Here is a 4,121-nt window from a genome sequence, read left to right on the forward strand (position 1 = left end):
AGATAGGGGGAATGGGGAAGGGGACAAACCAGTACATAGTGATGAAACACCAGTGAGTAAAAATATTGGAAGTGTCATTTCTGTTCTCGATGCAGAATTTACAGTCCCAAGTGAAGATTTTAGTTAATAAAACTACCCTATATTAGAAATATTCATGTTAATTCAAGCAAACGTGAAGGTTATGATTTTCAAGCTTGTTTCTTACCCAGGGAACAAACACTATGAATTTTAAAAGCTACAATTACTGAGGATAATTCAGGATTGAGGCTTTTTTACCTGTCCATATGCTCCCAAAATTGCAGCTAACACAAGGACGGTTTTCATAAGAAATCCCAAAAGATAACAAAAAAAATCGATATAACATTCTAAAAATTTGTGATAGAATAAAATATCAGTCTATTTAAAGTTAAAATAAGTACACATTATTTTAACGAGGAGAAGTGATTGTGCGTTTTTTATGCGTGTTTTAAGAAAATTTTGGGGGGTAGTAGAATGAAAAATTTATTTGTTAAATGGAATGAAGTGAGCCTAGTAAAAAGGATTATGATCGGTATTATTGTCGGTCTTATCTTAGCTTTAACGGTTCCTGAAGCCGCAAGTTGGATCTCCATTTTCGGTTCTTTATTTGTCGGTGCATTAAAGGCAGTTGCACCAATATTAGTATTATTCTTAGTGATGCATGCGATTGCCGTACATAAAAGTGGTAAGAAAACGAATATGAAATCGATTCTTGGTCTTTATGCTATTGGTACATTCCTAGCTGGGGCTGTCGCTGTAGTTGCAAGTTTTATGTTCCCAGTTACATTAACACTAACAGCAGGAGCAGAAGACATATCTCCACCAGAAGGTATTGTTGAAGTTATTCAAACATTACTATTTAACTTAGTTGCTAATCCAATTGATGCATTAGTAAATGCTAACTATCTAGGTATTTTAATGTGGGCAATCGTTCTTGGGATTGCATTAAAAAATGCGAATCAAAATACGAAAGACATGTTAGGTAATTTTTCGGATGCAATCACTAAAGTTGTACAATGGGTGATTAATTTAGCACCGCTTGGTATTATGGGGCTTGTTTTTAGTGCAATTGTAACAAGTGGTCTTTCTGCTTTACTTGATTACGGTAAATTAATTTTAATTCTAGTTGGATGTATGTTGTTTATCGCACTTGTAGTGAATCCGCTAATCGTATTCATCTATACGCGCAAAAATCCTTATCCACTTGTTTTAATGGTTTTAAGAGAAAGTGGTATTACGGCATTCTTTACACGTAGTTCAGCTGCAAATATTCCGGTAAATATGAAATTATGTGAAAAACTAGGCTTAGATGAGGATACTTATGCAGTGTCAATCCCTCTAGGTGCTACAATTAATATGGCTGGTGCAGCCGTTACAATTGCTGTACTAACTCTTGCAACAGTAAATACGCTTGGTATTGAAGTTGATTTTGTGACTGCATTAATGCTTTCTGTTATAGCAGCTGTCTCTGCAGCAGGTGCATCAGGTGTTGCTGGCGGATCACTATTACTTATCCCACTAGCATGTAATTTATTTGGAGTTCCAAATGATATTGCAATGCAGGTTGTTGGTGTTGGTTTTATCATCGGTGTTGTTCAAGATTCTTGTGAAACTGCACTGAATTCTTCTTCTGACGTACTGTTCACAGCTACAGCTGAGTATGCTAAAGAACGTAAAGAAGGTACAGTAGTTTCTATGAAATCTTAGGATCTACGACTCTAGTAAAAAGAATATAGAAGCTTAACTATTGATCTGACCTAATGCTCCATAAAGGTATTCATTTGATTGAATTCGACTAATGAAGATATAAAAAGCCGCGATTACCGAGGATGACTCGGTGATCGTGGCTTTTTGGTTGTGTTATGATTTATCCGCCATGTGTCTGGTTAGTGGTAGTAATGAATACCATTTGGCTATGAATTATTTTACTAAGTTTTTACTGATATATGCAAGGTTAGGCAGTACACTAATAAAGTAAAAAGGTTTACTTCAGTAAAATAAGGTATATTATATTTGTTGAATAGATTCTCTTTAAAGACAAGAAAAGTAGGTGAACAAAGTGGGGAAATATCAATTGGATACCAAAGGTCAGGTGGCTGTGGCAAAGTATCATGAAAAACACAAGCCTGCCAAATTTGATAAAAAGCAGCAACTTGAAAAAATACGTGCGGAGTATTTGAAAAAAAAGCAAAAACAAACAGATAAATAATATGAATGAAAACATAGGAAGACTAAAATCTCCCTATGTTTTTCTTATTCGAAGTTCTTTTTTTCTGGACGCGCGTTCGATTCCCGCCATCTCCATTTACATGATTCATGTTGATGGATTTAATCACCATCATGCACGTCTTTCGATTTATATCGAAAGACGTGTTTTTTTGATTTGAACATAATGGTTAGGGATATATTAAATTTTTTATTACTAATAGAAAACACCTCAAAGTTGGTTCAGGTATTCAATACCCGTTTTCAACTTAAAGGTGTTTTGTTTGTCTCACGCTATGGGGTCACACGATCCATTATTATTCACATCATAATGGAAGGTGTGACTGGTAATATTAATTTCATACTGAAATATCTTGGTCAGTTGTTTGATTCATGCGCTGTTTCTTAGATTTTCTAAAGTAAAGCAATTCATACATACAAGGAATCACGATTAGGGTCAGCACGGTTGCCAAGGCAAGCCCACCAATCACAACAATAGCAAGACTTTGTGATACTAAGCTTCCTGTTTCGGCTTGTTTTAGTAACAGTGGAAGCATCGCACAGATGGTTGCAATCGCAGTCATGAAAATCGGTCTCATCCTTGTTGCTGTCGCTTCCACTAGAGCATCACGTATAATCATTTTTTGTTCATTTTGTTTTACTCGGTCTAGAAGAACAATCGCGTTTGTTACGACGATACCAATTAACATTAATGCCCCTAGTAGTGCTGTGATATCAACTGGAATTCCACTGATGAGGATTCCTGAAATTGCGCCAATCGCAGCAAGTGGAAGAGAGCAAAGAATGGCGATTGGTGCTCTGATCGACTTAAATGTGATGACCATAATTAAAAATACTATTCCGATCGAAACAAGCATTATTAGAAATAAATCTGTAAAATCATCTGCTTGTTGGCTACTTGATCCACCTACTAGAACCTCAACATTCTCTGGTAGATCCATGCCTTTATTGTCTTTTTGATCGCCGAAAATCTCTAGATTGATTGTTTTCGAGATTTCAGAAAGCTTTGCAGGATCAACGGATGCTGTGACACGAAGGTAGGCATCCCCATCTTTATGAAACTGATTGGTTGAAAGCTCTTCACTTCGTAAAGTAGCAATGGATGATACTGGCACAAGACCGGAATCGGTCATGACTGGTATATTCTCCAAGTCTTCAGGTGTATCCGTATCCAGGAGAGGTTCCAGGAATACAGTTTTCTGCTGGTTATCTAAACTAATCGTTCCAATTGGTGTTTTATTTAACATCACACCCAACTGCTGCGCGATTTGTTCAGTATTTCCTTTTGTTGGATCTACAACAAGGGAGTGTACAGTTTTCTTCTCGTCTTGATTGGTCGATACTTCCTCGACACCCTCAATGTTTTCCACTTTTTCTTTAATATTGGTTGCCACTTCTTCAAGCTCTGCCAAATTTTCACCGACTACATCAATGGTGATATTTGTGCCTGCTCCTCCCATCATAAAGGAGGCTGTTGTTACTTCTAAAAGGGCATCAGGATATTGATCCTTTTTCTTTAATATTTCTTTTACTATGAAGTCTGTATCATTTTTGTCGTCTAATAAAATACTGAAGGACGCTTCTGTCGGTGATCCAACATAGCCATATTGAGCAGCTTCAGCTGGAGAACMTACCTGTGAAAACACATGTTTAACTTCATCCATATCTCGAATGGATGATTCAAATTCAATTGTCTTTTCCTTTACTTCTTCCACTGGCGTATCATTCGGGTAACTCAGCGTGGTCAGGACATAGTCAGCAGAGGAGCTGTCAACTGCACCTTTTGGAATGAAAAAATAAGTGCCTATGGATCCGATGAAAAGGAGGATGGATATCGTGAAAACAATCCATTTATGATTTAAGGACCATGTAACTAC

Annotated in this window: 3 protein-coding genes; 2 read left to right on the plus strand and 1 reads right to left on the minus strand. The window is 36.8% G+C overall.

Annotation, left to right across the window (positions count from 1 at the left end; genetic code table 11):
• Positions 1 to 492: 492 nt before the first annotated feature.
• Both sstT and AC1DSL_RS16195 read left to right on the plus strand, forming a co-directional pair.
• Complete coding sequence (sstT, locus tag AC1DSL_RS16190) at positions 493 to 1,725, plus strand: serine/threonine transporter SstT (RefSeq protein WP_477532979.1); 1,233 nt, start codon at positions 493 to 495, stop codon at positions 1,723 to 1,725.
• Positions 1,726 to 2,077: 352 nt separating this feature from the next.
• Positions 2,078 to 2,227, plus strand: a complete 150-nt coding sequence (locus AC1DSL_RS16195) for a hypothetical protein (protein WP_016429071.1) — start codon at positions 2,078 to 2,080, stop codon at positions 2,225 to 2,227.
• Between the two features lie 355 nt (positions 2,228 to 2,582).
• Here AC1DSL_RS16195 and AC1DSL_RS16200 read toward each other — a convergent pair.
• Positions 2,583 to 4,121: efflux RND transporter permease subunit (locus tag AC1DSL_RS16200; RefSeq protein ID WP_477532980.1), on the minus strand; the 1,539-nt coding region annotated here is incomplete at its 5' end.

Source organism: Paenisporosarcina sp. P4_D4 (assembly GCF_056401835.1).

Excerpts from the sequence above, each read along its gene's own strand:
- sstT (WP_477532979.1), top strand. The coding sequence starts at position 493 with ATGAAAAATTTATTTGTTAAATGGAATGAAGTGAGCCTAGTAAAAAGG.